General features: G+C 61.0%; 12 protein-coding genes and 1 pseudogene. 5 read left to right on the top strand and 8 right to left on the bottom strand.

Annotation, left to right across the window (positions count from 1 at the left end):
• The 4 genes and pseudogenes from BLP82_RS30700 to BLP82_RS19970 form a co-directional block, all read right to left on the bottom strand.
• Nucleotides 1-285, bottom strand: a pseudogene (locus tag BLP82_RS30700) (IS110 family transposase); the annotation flags it as partial.
• A gap of 164 nt (nucleotides 286-449) precedes the next feature.
• Nucleotides 450-1,553 carry an NADH:flavin oxidoreductase gene (locus BLP82_RS19960; RefSeq protein WP_092172069.1) on the bottom strand — a complete coding sequence of 368 codons (1,104 nt, stop codon included), beginning with the start codon at nucleotides 1,551-1,553 and terminating at the stop codon, nucleotides 450-452.
• 313 nt (nucleotides 1,554-1,866) lie between these two features.
• On the bottom strand, nucleotides 1,867-2,349 hold the full coding sequence (locus BLP82_RS19965) for a glutathione peroxidase (RefSeq protein ID WP_072409398.1): 483 nt from the start codon (nucleotides 2,347-2,349) through the stop codon (nucleotides 1,867-1,869).
• A 114-nt stretch (nucleotides 2,350-2,463) separates the two neighbouring features.
• Nucleotides 2,464-2,949: an FKBP-type peptidyl-prolyl cis-trans isomerase gene (locus tag BLP82_RS19970; protein ID WP_060740684.1), complete on the bottom strand. Its 486-nt coding sequence runs from the start codon at nucleotides 2,947-2,949 to the stop codon at nucleotides 2,464-2,466.
• On the opposite strand from BLP82_RS19970, the gene BLP82_RS19975 reads away from it, so the two are divergent.
• Genes BLP82_RS19975 through BLP82_RS19985 form a run of 3 tightly spaced genes read left to right on the top strand, consistent with a single transcriptional unit; the run spans nucleotide 2,918 to nucleotide 6,325 of the window.
• Nucleotides 2,918-3,256 carry a DUF3565 domain-containing protein gene (locus BLP82_RS19975; RefSeq protein ID WP_060740683.1) on the top strand — a complete coding sequence of 113 codons (339 nt, stop codon included), beginning with the start codon at nucleotides 2,918-2,920 and terminating at the stop codon, nucleotides 3,254-3,256. The two genes, BLP82_RS19970 and BLP82_RS19975, sit on opposite strands and share 32 nt — an antisense overlap.
• Nucleotides 3,257-3,316: 60 nt before the next feature.
• Nucleotides 3,317-5,416, top strand: a complete 2,100-nt coding sequence (gene pta, locus BLP82_RS19980; RefSeq protein WP_092172073.1) for a phosphate acetyltransferase — start codon at nucleotides 3,317-3,319, stop codon at nucleotides 5,414-5,416.
• Nucleotides 5,417-6,325 carry an acyltransferase gene (locus BLP82_RS19985; protein WP_092172076.1) on the top strand — a complete coding sequence of 303 codons (909 nt, stop codon included), beginning with the start codon at nucleotides 5,417-5,419 and terminating at the stop codon, nucleotides 6,323-6,325.
• Nucleotides 6,326-6,500: 175 nt separating this feature from the next.
• Here the strand turns inward: BLP82_RS19985 and cysN are convergent, their stop codons facing one another.
• The 4 genes from cysN to BLP82_RS20005 form a co-directional block, all read right to left on the bottom strand.
• Nucleotides 6,501-8,399 (bottom strand): sulfate adenylyltransferase subunit CysN, encoded by a 1,899-nt coding sequence (gene cysN, locus BLP82_RS19990; protein WP_092172079.1) that lies wholly within the window; start codon nucleotides 8,397-8,399, stop codon nucleotides 6,501-6,503.
• A 53-nt stretch (nucleotides 8,400-8,452) separates the two neighbouring features.
• Nucleotides 8,453-8,794, bottom strand: coding sequence for a four helix bundle protein (locus tag BLP82_RS19995; protein WP_092172083.1), 342 nt, complete (start codon nucleotides 8,792-8,794; stop codon nucleotides 8,453-8,455).
• Between the two features lie 103 nt (nucleotides 8,795-8,897).
• Nucleotides 8,898-9,815 (bottom strand): sulfate adenylyltransferase subunit CysD, encoded by a 918-nt coding sequence (gene cysD, locus BLP82_RS20000; protein ID WP_003178041.1) that lies wholly within the window; start codon nucleotides 9,813-9,815, stop codon nucleotides 8,898-8,900.
• A 249-nt stretch (nucleotides 9,816-10,064) separates the two neighbouring features.
• Nucleotides 10,065-10,823: a Nif3-like dinuclear metal center hexameric protein gene (locus BLP82_RS20005; protein ID WP_092172087.1), complete on the bottom strand. Its 759-nt coding sequence runs from the start codon at nucleotides 10,821-10,823 to the stop codon at nucleotides 10,065-10,067.
• Between the two features lie 103 nt (nucleotides 10,824-10,926).
• On the opposite strand from BLP82_RS20005, the gene algW reads away from it, so the two are divergent.
• The gene (gene algW, locus BLP82_RS20010; RefSeq protein ID WP_072344423.1) at nucleotides 10,927-12,087 is read left to right on the top strand and encodes a Do family serine endopeptidase AlgW; all 1,161 of its coding nucleotides are present in this window, start codon (nucleotides 10,927-10,929) and stop codon (nucleotides 12,085-12,087) included.
• Nucleotides 12,088-12,384: 297 nt separating this feature from the next.
• Nucleotides 12,385-14,490 (top strand): TonB-dependent siderophore receptor, encoded by a 2,106-nt coding sequence (locus tag BLP82_RS20015; protein WP_092172092.1) that lies wholly within the window; start codon nucleotides 12,385-12,387, stop codon nucleotides 14,488-14,490.
• Nucleotides 14,491-14,498 lie beyond the last annotated feature (8 nt).

A 14,498-nucleotide genomic window follows, 5' to 3' on the forward strand; every position in this document is an offset into this window, starting at 1 on the left:
ATCGACATAGTCGTTCTTGTTGCTTTTGACGTAAGGACGTACATGTTGGGCTGCTATGAGTTTGGGTTGATGGCCACAACTGACTGCGAATCGGCCCATGAAATGCGCACCGCCGCAGGCTTCCATAGCCAGGGTGCAAGCGGGCAGTTGAGCAATGAAGGCAAAAACCTGAGCGCGTGAAACCTTGGCACGGAACAGGTGGCGCCCGCGGTTATCTTGACCGTAGAAGTGGAAGCAGTTTTTGCCTAGATCCAAGCTGGTAATAGCAAGATTGTCAGTATTCATGGCGGCGGTCTCCGGTAGATCCCCCAGTGAAAGCTTAGCTTTCACTGGGGGAGGTCTGAGAGGACCATTTCATTAGGGGATCTTTGTCGAACACCAGAATCATGTTCGCTGAAGATCAAATGTGGGAGCGAGCTTGCTCGCGATAGCGTCAGATCAGGCGCCGCTTAAACCAGGGTCATCAAGGCTTCGCGACTGAACGGCAAGATATCCTGCTCCCGCCCTTCACGGACTTTTTGCGCCCAGTCCGGATCCACCAGCAGCGCACGCCCCACCGCCACCAAGTCGAACTCATCGTTGTTCAAGCGCTCCAGCAGCTTTTCCAGGCTGGCCGGTTGCGCGACTTTGTCGGTGTTGACCATGAACTGCAGGAACTCGCCATCCAGGCCGACGCTGCCGACGGTGATGGTGGGCTTGCCGGTGAGCTTGCGGGTCCAGCCGGCCAGGTTCAGCTCGGAACCTTCGAACTCCGGCTCCCAGAAGCGCCGTGTCGAACAGTGGAAAATGTCCACGCCCGCCTCGGACAACGGCTTGAGGAATTCGCCCAAGGCTTCGGGGGTCTGCACCAGGCGCGCGGTGTAATCCTGCTGCTTCCATTGGGAGAAGCGGAAAATGATCGGGAAGCCCTCGCCCACTGCCGCCCGCACGGCACGGATCAATTCGATCGCGAAGCGCGAGCGGTTGGCCAGGCTGCCGCCATAACCGTCAGTGCGCTGGTTGCTGCCTTCCCAGAAGAACTGGTCCACCAGATAGCCGTGGGCGCCGTGGATTTCCACCCCGTCCATGCCGATGCTCTGGGCGTCTTTCGCCGCCTGGGCAAACGCAGCGATAACCTCGTCGATATCGGCCTGCGTCATGCCGTGGACCACCACCTGGCCGTCCTTGAGTTTTTCGCTCGGACCATAGCCGGGCACGCTGGCATCCGGTTCGGTGCCGATGCGGCGCACACTGCCTACATGCCACAACTGTGGAACGATCTTGCCGCCTTCGGCATGCACCGCATCGACCACCTGCTTCCAACCGGCCAGCGCGGCGTCGCCGTAGAAATGCGGCACATTCGGATAACCGTTGGACGCCTTGTGCCCGACCGTCGTGCCCTCGGTGATGATCAGGCCGACCCCGGCCGCCGCGCGGCGACGGTAGTACTCGACCACCTTGGCATTCGGCACGCCGCCCGGTGAAAAGGAACGGGTCATCGGGGCCATCACCACCCGGGTTGGCAACTCGAACGCACCGAGGTGGAAGGGTTTGAACAGGGCTTTTGCAGGCATGGGGCACTCCACGGGACGAAGTCACAGGTCGGATATGACGACGATAATATGGAGCATAGGGAGTGCTGGGTAGCACTATTGATTTGAATGATTAAGGATCAGAAGGCGCAGACGGATCGCGATTGGGTGGACCGAACCGAATGCACAGCCGGGTGCAGAACCTGTGGCGAGGGGATTTATCCCCGCTGGGCTGCACAGCAGCCCTAAAATCTGATATCTCGGTGTGTCAGCCTAGACAAGTCGCTTGCTCTTGGGGCTGCTTCGCAGCCCAGCGGGGATAAATCCCCTCGCCACAGGGTGCCGTGCCTGGCTTTCAGCCCAGTGCTTTTTCGATCGCCTGAATCACCGTGGGATCATCCGGCGCCGTACGCGGCGAAAAGCGCGCCAGCACCCGGCCGTCCTTGCCGAGCAGGAATTTTTCGAAGTTCCAGGTAATGTCCCCGGGAAACTCGGCCCCCTCGCCCGCCAGCAGGCGATACAACTGATGACGATCATGACCGTTCACGTCCAGCTTGCTGGACAGCGGGAACGTCACGCCGTAGTTGAGGCTGCAGAATTCCTGGATCTCCTGCTCGGTCCCCGGCTCTTGCCCGGCGAACTGATTGCAGGGCAGGCCCAGCACGCTGAACCCCTTGTCCTTGTATTGCTGATAGAGATTTTCCAGCGCCGCGTACTGAGGCGTCAGGCCACATTTGGAGGCGACGTTGACCACCAGCACGACTTGCCCCTTGAACGGCGCCAGAGCAAGCTCCTGACCATCCAGGGCTTTGAGTTTAAGGTCGTGGAAAGCACTCATGACGAACTCCAGGTTTGCAGATCTTTTCGAAACAGCCATGGGTGATGCTAACAGCAAGCGACTAAAAAGGCGCCATAGGGCGCCTCTCCAGTCAACTTGAGCGTAGCGCACAAATCAATGGTGATGACCACCTTCGCCATGGACGTGACCATGGGCGATCTCTTCCTGGCTGGCATCACGGATGTCGACGATCTTGACCTTGAAGTTCAAGCGCTGGCCGGCCAACGGGTGGTTGCCGTCAACGGTGACGTCATCGCCTTCCAGGTCGCGGATGGTGACGATCTGCATCTGGCCATCGGGCGCCGAGGCGTGGAACTGCATGCCCACTTCCAGCTCATCCACGCCTTCGAACATGCTGCGGCTCAGGGTGCTGACCAGTTCGGCGGAGTATTCACCGTAAGCGTCTTCCGGCTCGACGGCAACGTTCAGGTCGTCACCGACCGCTTTACCTTCCAGGGCTTTTTCCAAGCCCGGGATGATGTTGCCTGCGCCATGCAGGTAGACCAGCGGAGCGCCGCCGGCAGAGCTGTCGATGACCTCACCAGCGTCGTTGGTCAGGGTATAGTCAATGGAGACAGCCTTATTGGCGGCGATCAGCATGGGGCGAGACCTTTTGCATAAGAATGAAGAACGGACAAGTCTAAACAAGGATTTGCCCGAAAGCGAACGGAACCCGGACAAACGGGCCTGCTCGAACAGACCGACGGTCACCGGTTTGCATCAGGATGAGGACGGGCACTGGGTGGCCGAGCTGTCCTGCGGCCATACCCAGCACCTGCGCCACCAACCACCCTGGCAGTCCCGGGCCTGGGTGCTGGACCCTGTGCAACGTATTGAAAAAATAGGCCAGCCCTTTGCTTGCGGCTGGTGCGCTCAAGGCCCGGTTAGCGATAACCTTGGCGACTGAATTGTGGGTAGACGGCCAGTCATAGGCCGCGCCATTGCCATGCTCCTTTAGAGAATCCGCATGCAAACTTTTTTTATCGCACCCACCGATTTTGGCGTGGGCCTGACCTCCATCAGTCTCGGGCTGGTGCGTACCCTCGAACGGGCCGGGCTGAAAGTCGGCTTTTTCAAACCCATTGCCCAGCCGCATCCCGGCGACACCGGGCCGGAGCGCTCCACCGAGCTGGTGGCCCGCACCCATGGCCTCAAGCCCCCACAGCCCCTGGGCCTGGCACACGTCGAGCGCATGCTCGGCGACGGCCAGCTCGATGAACTGCTGGAAGAAATCATCACCCTTTACCAGCAAGCGGCCATCGGCAAGGACGTGCTGGTCGTCGAAGGCATGGTCCCGACCCGCAACGCCAGCTACGCCGCCCGGGTCAACCTGCACCTGGCCAAGAGCCTCGACGCCGAGGTCATCCTGGTGTCGGCGCCGGAGAACGAAGTGCTGACCGAGCTTTCCGGGCGGGTAGAGCTACAGGCGCAGCTGTTCGGCGGGCCGAAGGACCCGAAAGTCCTCGGGGTGATCCTGAACAAGGTCCGCACCGAGGAAAGCATGGAGGCGTTTTCCGCACGGCTCAAGGAGCACTCGCCCTTGCTGCGCAGCGGTGATTTCCGCCTGCTCGGCTGCATTCCGTTTCGTCCCGAACTCAACGCCCCGCGTACCCGCGACGTGGCCGACCTGATGGGCGCCCAAGTGCTCAATGCCGGCGACTACGAAACCCGGCGCATGAGCAACATCATCATTTGCGCCCGCACCATGCGCAACACGGTGGAACTGCTCAAGCCCGGTGTGCTGGTGGTGACTCCCGGCGATCGCGACGACATTATCCTCGCCGTGAGCCTGGCCGCGATCAACGGTGTGCCACTGGCCGGCCTGCTGCTGACCAGCGATACCCTGCCCGACCCACGCATCATGGACCTGTGCCGCGGCGCCTTGCAGGCAGGGTTACCGGTGCTGTCGGTGAGCACCGGCTCCTATGACACCGCCAACCTGCTCAACGGCCTGAACAAGGAAATTCCCGTCGATGACCGCGAACGTGCGGAGATCATCACCGATTTCGTCGCCAGCCACCTGGACGCCAGATGGCTGCACCAGCGCTGCGGCACACCGCGGGAAATGCGCTTGTCACCGGCGGTGTTCCGCTATCAGTTGATCCAGCGCGCCCAAGCCGCCAACAAACGCATCGTGCTGCCCGAAGGCAGCGAACCGCTGACCGTCCAGGCCGCCGCCATTTGCCAGGCCCGGGGCATTGCCCGCTGCGTGTTGCTGGCCAAACCGGCCGACGTCGAAGCGGTGGCCCGCGCCCAAGGCATCGAGCTGCCGCCGGGGCTGGAGATTCTCGACCCGGATTCGATTCGCGAGCGTTATGTCGAACCGATGGTGAGGTTGCGCAAGAGCAAGAGCCTGAACGCGCCGATGGCCGAGCAGCAACTGGAAGACACCGTGGTCATCGGCACCATGATGCTGGCCCTGGATGAAGTGGACGGGCTGGTATCCGGGGTCATCCACTCCACCGCCAACACCATCCGTCCGGCGTTGCAGCTGATCAAGACCGCGCCGGGTTGCTCCCTGGTGTCCTCGGTGTTTTTCATGCTCTTCCCCGAAGAAGTGCTGGTCTACGGCGACTGCGTGATGAACCCGCACCCCAGCGCCGCGGAACTGGCGGAAATCGCCCTGCAAAGCGCCGATTCGGCCGCAGCGTTCGGCATCACGCCGCGGGTGGCGATGCTCAGTTATTCCAGCGGCGAGTCGGCCAGTGGTGAAGAAGTGGAAAAAGTCCGTGAAGCCACCCTGCTGGCCCACGAAGCCCAGCATGGCCTGCTGATCGACGGTCCGCTGCAATACGACGCCGCCGCCAATGAAACCGTGGCGCGGCAATTGGCGCCCAACAGCCAGGTAGCCGGCCGGGCGACGGTCTTCATCTTCCCCGACCTCAACACCGGCAACACCACCCACAAGGCCGTGCAGCGCAGCGCCGATTGCGTCAGCCTCGGGCCGATGCTGCAAGGCCTGCGCAAACCGGTGAATGACTTGCCCCGCGGTGCCCAGGTCGACGACATCGTGTACACCATCGCCCTGACCGCGATCCAAGCCGCCAACCGACCTCTGGATATTTAAATGCTGGACTTCCTGCCTCCCCCCTTGCGCGGCGTCATTGCCTCGCTGCTGTTGGCGCTGAACACCATCGCCTGCTGTACGCCGCTGTTCATCGTGGCGATTTTCAAGCTGTTGCTGCCCTTCCCCACCGCCCAGCGCTTCACCGACTGGTTGATGGGCCACATCCACGAGGCCTGGATCAGCAACAACAAGGCCTGGATGAACCTGCTGCGCCGTACCCGCTGGCACCTCAGTGGCCTGGAGGGCCTGGACTACCAGCATTCGTACCTGATCACCAGCAACCACCAGAGCTGGGTCGACATCATGGTGTTGCAGTACGTGCTGAACCGGCGCATCCGGCCGTTGAAGTTCTTTCTCAAGCAGGAACTGATCTGGGTGCCGGTGATCGGCCTGGCCTGGTGGGCCCTGGGCTTCCCGTTCATGAAGCGCTACTCCAAGGCGTACCTGGAAAAACACCCGGAAAAGAAAGGCAAGGACCTGGAAACCACTCGCAAGACTTGCGCGAAGTTTCGCAACAACCCCGTGGGCATTTTCAACTTCGTCGAAGGCACGCGTTTCACCGACGGCAAGCATGCCCAGCAACAGTCACCGTTTCGCTACCTGCTCAAGCCCAAGGCCGGTGGCATCGCGTTCGTGCTCGATGCCATGGGTGAGCAACTGGAATCGATCATCAACGTGACCATCCATTACCCGGGCGGGCGTCCGGGGTATTGGGATTTGCTCTGCGGCAACGTTGGGGAAGTGGTGGTGCATTTCCAGGAACTGAAGATTGCGCCGCAGTTCATCGGCAAGAACTACGACCAAGACGGTGTGTATCGCCTGGAGTTCCAGGGCTGGATCAACCAGCTGTGGCAGGACAAGGATGCGTTGCTTGCGCAGATGCACCGCGAGTATCCAGACCACCGTTAATCCCTGTGGGAGCGGGCTTGCCCGCGAAAGCGGTGGATCAGCTCATGGAGATGTTGGATGTTCCACCGTCTTCGCGGGCAAGCCCGCTCCCACATTTGATCGAGCGACCCTCTGGAAAAGAAAAAGCCCGCAGATGATTACTCATCTGCGGGCTTTTTACTGACAGCGGCGTTCCTTAGATTGCCCCACGCTTGCGCAGCAGATCCAGCACCTGCTTGACGCTCTCTTCCAGGGTCAGCGCCTGGGTGTCGATGACCAGGTCGGCATCCAGCGGCACGTCATACGGGAAGGACTCGCCCGGGATGTTGTCGCCGGCGGCGGCATACAGCCCCTGTGGATCACGCTGGGCACACACCGTTGGCGAGGCCTGGACGTAGACCGTCAGCAGACGCTCACGACCGATCAGGTCCTTGGCCTGTTCACGTCCTTCGGCGCTCGGCGCGACGAACGCGGCGAGGGTCAGCAGGCCGGCTTCGTTGAACTGACGAGCGACATGCGCCGCGCGGCGCCAGTTCTCGGTCCGCCCGGCACGGTCCTGGGGCAGGCCCTTGTTCAGGTCATGACGCAGGTTCTGGCCATCGAGGACAAAGACCGCACGCCCCGAATCGAACAGCTTGCGCTCGACCGCGTAGGCCAGGGTGCTTTTGCCAGCACCCGACAGGCCACTGAACAAGACCGTGGCCGGTTGCTGGCCGAAGCGCTGGGCGCGTTCTTCCACCGACACATGGGCCAGCTTGCCGTGGTGCGTACTGCTGCCGTGGGTCAGCGGCTGGGCGACGATCATACCGGCACCGACCGTACCGTTGGTCAGGCGATCGATGACGATGAATGCGCCGGTGGTGCGGTTGCTTTCGTAACCGTCCAGGGCGATCGGCGCATCCAGGGCGATCTTCACCTTGCCGATTTCGTTGAGCTGCAGCGCGCTGGCCGGACCCTCTTCAAGGGTGTTCACATCCACCTTGTTGACGATGCTGGCAATGGAGCCCGGCACGTAGCTGGTGGCGCGCTTGATGTCGTATTTCTTGCCCGGCAGCATCGGCTCTTCGGCCATCCACACCAGCATCGCTTCGAAGCTGTCGGTGACCGGCGGGACGTTGTCGGCATGCACCAGCAGGTCGCCACGGGAGATGTCGATCTCGTCTTCCATGGTCAGTGTGACCGCCTGGCCTGGACCGGCATGCTCCAGCTCGCCTTCGAAGGTGACGATGGATTTCACGCGGCTGCTCTTGCCCGACGGCAGCACCACCACTTCGTCGCCCTTGTGCACGATGCCGCTGGCAAGGGTGCCGGCGAAACCGCGGAAGTTCAGGTTCGGACGGTTGACGTACTGCACCGGGAAACGCAGGTCGGTGAAGTTGCGGTCGCCCGCCACTTCCACGGTCTCGAGGATTTCCATCAGCGACTGGCCGGTGTACCACGGCGAACGCTCGGACTTGTTCACCACGTTGTCGCCCTTGAGGGCGGACATCGGCACGAAGTGCATGCTGGTGGGCTTCATCTTCAAGCCTTCGGCGAACTTCAGGTAGTCGGCCTTGATCGACTCGAACACGCCCTGATCGAAGTCCTTGAGGTCCATTTTGTTGATGGCCACGACGATGTGCTTGATGCCCAGCAACGAAGCGATGAAGCTGTGGCGACGGGTCTGGGTCTGCACGCCGTAGCGGGCATCCACCAGGATGATCGCCAGGTCACAGGTGGAGGCACCGGTGGCCATGTTGCGGGTGTACTGCTCATGGCCGGGGGTATCGGCGATGATGAACTTGCGCTTGGCGGTGGAGAAATAGCGGTAGGCGACATCGATGGTGATGCCTTGCTCGCGCTCGGCCTGCAGGCCGTCGACCAGCAGCGCCAGGTCGATATCGTCCCCGGTGGTGCCGACTTTCTTCGAATCGCGGGTGATGGCTTCCAGGTGATCTTCGTAGATCATCTTGGAGTCGTGCAGCAGGCGCCCGATCAGGGTGCTCTTGCCGTCGTCGACGTTACCGCAGGTCAAAAAGCGCAGCAGCTCTTTACGTTCGTGCTGGCCCAGGTAGGCGAGGATGTCCTCGCTGATCAAATCAGATTGGTGGCTCATTGTGTTCAAGCTCCGAGCTGTAAGCTTCAAGCGGCAAGCTTGTCGGCGTACAGCTAGTCAGAAATTTTGTTTATCAAGCCGCAGAGCATTTTTGATAGCTCGCGAGTTTCTGCAATCCAGTTATCAGCCAGCGGGTGGGCGATGTAAGCAATGTCGCTGCCGATGAGAATCTGTGTTCGTAACTCTCCACAAGAGGCCTTCGCGATCCAAAGAAAACGTACCTTTTCTTTGGCGCTGCGCCGCTCCATTCCCTCAGCAATATTGGAAGGCACCGAAAGTGCTGAGCGGGTGATTTGGTCTTTAAAACCAAGATCCCTGCATTGAGCAAACTCTCGGTAGATTCCCACCGCCAGACACTTGCTTCTCTGCCAAACAACCAACTTCTCGAAATCCATTACGAGTCACTCAATCGCGGCTCGCAACAACCGGCTGCAAGCACCAAGCTACAAATTACGCATACAGCCTTTAACTTGCAGCTTGCCGCTTGTAACTCGAAGCTTAAAAGTACCCTTGACGTTTTTTATCTTCCATCGAGCCTGCGCCATCGTGGTCGATGACCCGGCCCTGGCGCTCGGAAGTTCGCGTCAGGAGCATTTCCTGAATGATGTCCGTCAGGCTCTCGGCCTCGGACTCCACCGCACCCGTCAACGGGTAGCAGCCAAGGGTACGGAAACGCACTTTCTTCTTGACGATACGGGCTTTGTCTTCGTCGGACAGGTGCTCGAGGATGCGCTCGTCGTCGATCATGATCAGCGTGCCGTTCTTCTCGATCACTTCACGCTCGGCGGCGAAGTACAGCGGCACGATCGGGATACCTTCGAGGTAGATGTACTGCCAGATGTCCAGCTCGGTCCAGTTCGACAGCGGGAATACGCGGATCGACTCGCCTTTGTTGACCTTGCCGTTGTAGACGTTCCACAGTTCCGGCCGCTGGTTCTTCGGGTCCCAACGGTGCTTGCTGTCACGGAACGAGTACACGCGCTCCTTGGCGCGGGATTTCTCTTCATCGCGACGGGCACCGCCGAACGCGGCGTCGAAACCATATTTGTCCAAGGCCTGCTTGAGGCCTTCGGTCTTCATGATGTCGGTGTGCTTGGCACTGCCGTGGGTGAACGGGTTGATGCCCTGCGCCACGCCGTCCGGGTTCACATGAGTGATCAGGTCCAGGCCCAGTTCCTCGACCATGCGGTCGCGGAACTTGTACATTTCCTGGAATTTCCAGCGGGTGTCGACGTGCATCACCGGAAACGGCAGCTTGCCGGGGAAGAACGCCTTGCGTGCCAGGTGCAGCATCACGGCGGAGTCTTTACCGATGGAGTACAGCATCACCGGGTTATCGAACTCGGCGGCCACCTCGCGGATGATGTGGATGCTTTCCGCCTCCAGCTGTTTCAGATGCGTCAGTTTGTCGACCATGGCTACTCACGAAAACTTTCTTATGAACGGCCAGCGGGCCGTGTTCGAGCGGGGAATCCTAGCACAGCGACCTCTTCTAATCAGGGCGCCAACTAGATCGAAACAGCATATGGATATGCCTGGTGGTTCGGGTATTGCACTGACCTTTGTGGGAGCGGGCTTGCTCGCGAATGCGGTGGTTCAGTTGCATAACTGTTGACTGACCCACCGCATTCGCGAGCAAGCCCGCTCCCACAGGTCCGGTTACAGTCAGATGGGATTCGGGCAATCGATGAAGATGTGCTCCAGGGCAAACCGTCGCGCCAGGTAGTCACCCAGTGCCTGGACGCCGTAGCGTTCGGTCGCATGATGCCCGGCGGCGATGAAGCTGATGCCGTTTTCCCGCGCACTGTGGAATGTCTGCTCCGACGCCTCGCCGCTGAGGTACAGGTCGACCCCGGCCAGCACCGCCTGATCGATATAACCTTGGCCGCCACCGGTGCACCAGCCGACCCGGCGGATCATCTGCCCACCCTCGATCAGCAAGGGCTCGCGCCCCAGGGTTTCCTGGACCTTGCGCGCGAAATCCCGCGCCGTCATCGGTTCGGACAGGGAACCGACCAGACCGACAACCTTGGGATTGTCCGGATCCAGGGGGCCCTCGACGGTGATGTCCAACTGGCGGGCCAATTGCACGTTGTTGCCCACCTCGGGGTGCAGGTCCAGGGGCAAGTGATAGGCCAACAGGCTGATGTCATGCTTGAGCAACGTCTTGAGGCGACGCTGTTTCATGCCGGTGATGCAAGGGTTCTCGCCCTTCCAGAAATAACCGTGATGCACCAGCACCAGGTCGGCCTCGGCCTCGACGGCGGCATCGAGCAGCGCCTGGCTGGCGGTGACACCGCTGACGATGCGCATCACCTGGGGCGCGCCTTCGACCTGCAGGCCATTGGGGCAATAATCGGCAATCCGGCTGCTGGCCAGGTAACGGTCCGCTTCTTCAACCAGGGTGTTCAGGGCTACGGCCATAAAAGACTCCTAAATATCCCGTTCAGAGGCGCGCGCGGCCTCGTATAATGCGCGACATTATGGGCGGTCTCATACCGCCTGCAACCTTTGTAGGACGTGCTTAATGCTCAAGGCGCTGCGTTTTTCCGGCTGGCCGCTGTTGGCCGGCGTGCTTGTCGCTCTACTGATTATCCAGCGCTACCCGGAATGGGTCGGCCTGCCGAGCCTCGACGTCAACCTGCAGCAGGCACCGCAAACCAAGGCGGTGCAACAGGGGCCGGTGTCCTATGCCGACGCCGTGACCACCGCCGCGCCGGCCGTGGTGAACCTGTACACCACCAAGGTCATCAACAAACCCAGCCATCCGCTGTTCGAAGACCCTCAATTCCGGCGCTTCTTCGGCGACAACTCGCCCAAGCAGAAACGCATGGAGTCGAGCCTGGGCTCGGGCGTGATCATGAGCCCGGAAGGCTACATCCTGACCAACAACCACGTCACCAGCGGTGCCGACCAGATTGTGGTGGCCCTCAAGGACGGCCGTGAAACCCTGGCCCGGGTGATCGGCAGCGACCCGGAAACCGACCTCGCGGTGCTGAAGATCGACCTCAAGAACCTGCCGGCCATCACCATCGGCCGCTCCGACAGCATCCGCATCGGTGACGTCGCCCTGGCCATCGGCAACCCGTTCGGCGTCGGCCAGACCGTGACCATGGGCATCATCAGCGCCACCGGGCGCAATCAGTTGGGCCTGAACAACTACGAGGACTTCATCCAGACCGACGCCGCGATCAACCCCGGCAACTCCGGCGGCGCGCTGGTGGATGCCAACGGCAACCTCACCGGGATCAACACGGCGATCTTTTCCAAGTCCGGCGGCAGCCAGGGCATCGGTTTCGCCATTCCGGTGAAGCTGGCGATGGAGGTGATGAAGTCGATCATCGAACACGGCCAGGTGATCCGTGGCTGGCTGGGCATTGAAGTCCAGCCGCTGACCCAGGAACTGGCGGAGTCCTTCGGCTTGTCCGGGCGGCCCGGTATCGTGGTGGCGGGAATTTTCCGCGACGGTCCGGCGCAGAAGGCCGGCCTGCAACTGGGCGATGTGATCCTGAGCATCGATGGCGAACCGGCCGGCGATGGCCGCCGCTCGATGAACCAGGTGGCGCGGATCAAGCCCACCGACAAGGTGACGATCCAGGTCATGCGCAACGGCAAGGAGCTCAAGCTCACCGCCGAAATCGGCCTGCGCCCACCGCCGGCACCGGTGGTGCTCAAGGAAGAGCAGTAGCCGCGGAACACATCCTGGGGGCCTGAAAAAAACTTGTGGCGAGGGGATTTATCCCCGCTGGGTTGCGCAGCAACCCCAAAATCAGACACCGCGGTCCATCAGACGAACCGCACCAACGGTCTACGGCTGCTGCGCAGCCGAACGGGGATAAATCCCCTCGCCACAAAGATGCCTACCTGCACCTCCAATGTGGTCCCCCTGGCAAACCTATCCAGATTCCAATTGAAATTACAGATAGCATAAATTCTCATTAGTAGTGTTATATTGTTTCAATACTAAAAATTGGAACAACATAACATGCCACCCTTAAAACGGATTTCGGCTGTCAGCCTCGCCTTGGGCCTGCTCGGCGATCCGGCCTACGCCGAAGAAATCCAACCGCTGGAACTGGACGCCATCACCGTGACGTCCGACTACGAATCCCCCACCGGCCCTGTGACGGGTTACCGCGCCACCCGCTCGGCCAGCGCCACCAAAACCGACACCGCCCTGCGCGACATCCCGCAATCGATCAGCGTGATTCCCGCCAGCGTGCTCAAGGACCTGGGCAGCACCAGCGTCGAGCGAGCCTTGGAATATGCTGGCGGTGTGTCGAAGCAGAACAACTTCGGCGGCCTGACGCTCTACGAATACAGCGTGCGCGGCTTCACCACTTCGGAGTTCTACAAGGACGGCTTCAGCGCCAACCGCGGTTATCCGAGCACGCCGGACGCCGCGAACATCGAACGCATCGAAGTGCTCAAGGGCCCGGCCGCCAGCCTGTATGGCCGGGGCGATCCCGGCGGTACGGTGAACATTGTCACCAAGAAACCCCAGCCCGAAGCCTTCACCACCTTGCAAACCAGCGCTGGCAGTTGGGATCGCTACCGCACTGCGCTGGACGTCAACACGCCACTGGACACCGAAGGCAACCTGCTGTCGCGGGTCAACCTGGCGGTCGAGGACAACAATAGCTTTCGCGACCATGTCGGCAGCAAACGTGTTTTCGTTGCGCCTTCCATCAGTTGGCAACTGAACCCCGATACGCGGTTGCTAGTGGAAAGCGAAATCGTGCGCCACAGCTCGACGTTCGACCGCGGCATCGTCGCTCCGAACAATCGCTGGAGCGGCGTTTCCCGCTCGACGTTCCTGGGCGAGCCCAACGACGGCGACATCGACAATCACAACAACATGCTCCAGGCCGCCCTCGAGCATCAGCTCAACGACACCTGGCAATTGCGCCTGGCCAGCCACTACAAGCAAGGTGAGCTCTGGGGCTTCGCCTCTGAAGCGCGCCCGCTGAACGCCGATGGCCACACGGTGAACCGCCGCTATCGCGAGCGCGACAACAATTGGCACGACAGCATCACCCAACTGGAATTGCGCGGCCTGTTCGACCTCGGCCCGTGGCAGCACGAACTGCTGATCGGCAGCGAATACGAGGACTACCGCAAGAACGAGCGCGTGACCACCATCGGTGGCAGCCCCTACCCCATCGACCTCTATCAACCGATCTACGGCCAGCCGAAACCCAATGGTGCCCGGACCGGCACAGACTTCTTCGAACATGTGCAAAGCCGGGCGCTGAACCTGCAGGACCAGATCATCTTCACTGACAAGCTGCGGGGCATGCTCGGCGTGCGGTATGAGCATTTCGAGCAGAGCATCGACGACCACACCCGCGGTAAAACCAGCCGCCAGCGCCACGACACCCTGACGCAACGAGCCGGCCTGCTGTATCAACTGACACCCGAAGTCGGGCTGTTCGCCAACGCCTCCACCTCGTTCAAGCCCAACAACGGCCTGGATGCCAGTGGCAAGACTTTCGATCCCGAGGAAGGCGTCGGCTATGAAGTGGGGATCAAGAGCGAGTGGTTCGACGATCGCCTGAGCACTACCCTGGCGGCCTTCCATATAGAGAAGGAAAACGTCCTGAGCCCGGTCGCCGGGACCGACTTCAGCCGCGCCATCGGCAAGGCCCGCAGCCAGGGCATCGACCTGCAAGTGACTGGGCAGGTGACCGACGCCGTGCGCGTGATCGGCGCCTATGCCTACATCGACGCCGAAGTGACCAAGGGTGACCCGGGAAACCCCACTGGCAGCCGGATCCTCGGCGTCGCCAAACACAGCGGCAGCGTGCTGGGGGTCTACGAATTCCAGGATGGGCACCTGCGCGGCTCGGATGTTGGCGCGGCGTTCACTTACGTCGGCGATCGCTCGGGCGAAGCCGGCAAGGATTTCGAACTGCCGGCCTACCACACCGTGGACCTGCTGGCCCATTACAAGGCCAGCGATGACGTCACCGTGGGCCTGAACCTGAATAACGTCTTCGACGAAAAATACTACGAACGCTCCTACAGCAACTACTGGGTCACCCCCGGCGATCCGCGCAACTTCACTGTCAGCCTCACCCTCGATCTATAAGGAAGTCA

This window comes from Pseudomonas sp. NFACC37-1 (assembly GCF_900101575.1).
In the GTDB taxonomy this organism is placed as follows: Bacteria; Pseudomonadota; Gammaproteobacteria; order Pseudomonadales; family Pseudomonadaceae; genus Aquipseudomonas; species Aquipseudomonas fluorescens_AA.